We start from the raw sequence: 1351 nt of genomic DNA on the forward strand, positions 1-1351 counted from the left end.
TCCGCCCTGAACATCACGCGGGGCGCGCGATCTGACGCTTCGGCGGCGTTGGGGTGAAGGCTGCGTTGCCGATGAGGCGGAGCAGCGCGGCGAGGATTTCGGCGAAGAGCGCCCTGAGGTGGGCGAGGATCAGGCGGATGTTGTGGCCTGCGCCGCAGAGCACGGCGTGTAGCGCGTCGCCCAAGGTGCCCTTGAGGGGTGAGCGTGCGAGGCGGCCGTCGGTCTTCATATGGCCGATGGTGGGCTCGATGGCCGACCGTCGGCGCAGGGCGCGCCTGAGGGCGCGGGTCATGCCGCGGCGTTGGCCGGAGATGAAGACGGCGGTGCCGCTGGCGGGCTCGATGCCGTGGCCGCGGTAGCCGCGGTCGACGAAGACGCGCTTGGGTCGGATGTCGGCGAGGATCTCGACCTGCTCGAGCGCCTCGTGGAGCGTGTGGCCGTCATAGGGGTTGCCGGGCATGGAGCGCGTGCCGACGACGAAGCCCTCGCGATGGGTGGTGGCGACGGAGACCTTGCAGCCGAACTCGTAGCGCTTGTGGGCCTTGCCCTTGGAGATGCAGTCGACGTCGGGCTCGTGCAGCGCGTAGAGCTTGCGCTTGTCGCGGGGCTTCTGAGCGAGCAGGCGGCCGACCAGGGCCAGTTCGTCTTCGAGGCGGCTGCGCAGGCCATCATCCCCAACCGTGGCCAGCCTGCGGGCCATGTCGCGCATCACGCGGCCGGTGTAGCCTTTGAGCCGCCGCAGGGCCTTCCTCATCCGCCTGAACTGCCGGGCATGGGCGTAGCGGCCCGCCTGCCGGGCCAGCCGGGGCCCGAGGCGCGCGTAGCTCTGGCGCAGGGGCAGGTCCGCCTCATGGGTGAGCTTCACCAGGCGCAGGCGCGCCTTCTCGTAGAGCCGGGCGTCGGTGGGATGTGCGATCGCCTTCTCCATCGCGGTCGTGTCGATGATCACGTCGCGGGTGGAGCGCGCATCGATGATGCCGGCGTCCCGCCCCGCCTCGATCATCTTGGTCAGCAGCCATTCCACGCCTTCCTCACCGATCCGCTTGCGCCAGCGCGTCAGCGGGGACGGGTCGATCGGCGGACGGTGCTGAAAGAACGTCTCGCCACAGAAGTGCTGCCAGTAGGGGTTCTCGGCCCACCGCGCGACGACCGCCTCATCCGAGAGCGCGTAGGCATGCTGGAGGTAGAGCAGTCCCGCCACCAGCCGCGGCGAGGTCGCCGGCCGGCCCGTGTGGGAGGGGAAGAAGCCCATCCATTCGGCCTCGAAGAACTCCCAGTCGATCAGCGCCTCGAGCCTCACCAGCTCATGGCGCATGTCAATCAGATTGATGAGTCGGGGACGCAGCAGGTC

Annotated in this window: 1 protein-coding gene; it reads right to left on the minus strand. The window is 69.4% G+C overall.

The genetic code is table 11. The features are described 5' to 3' along the window. Positions 1-13 precede the first annotated feature (13 nt). Positions 14-1351 (minus strand): IS5 family transposase (locus DR046_RS22885; RefSeq protein WP_115384631.1); only part of this gene is annotated, 1338 nt, incomplete at its 5' end.

Source organism: Jannaschia formosa (assembly GCF_003340555.1).
Taxonomy (GTDB): domain Bacteria; phylum Pseudomonadota; class Alphaproteobacteria; order Rhodobacterales; family Rhodobacteraceae; genus Jannaschia; species Jannaschia formosa.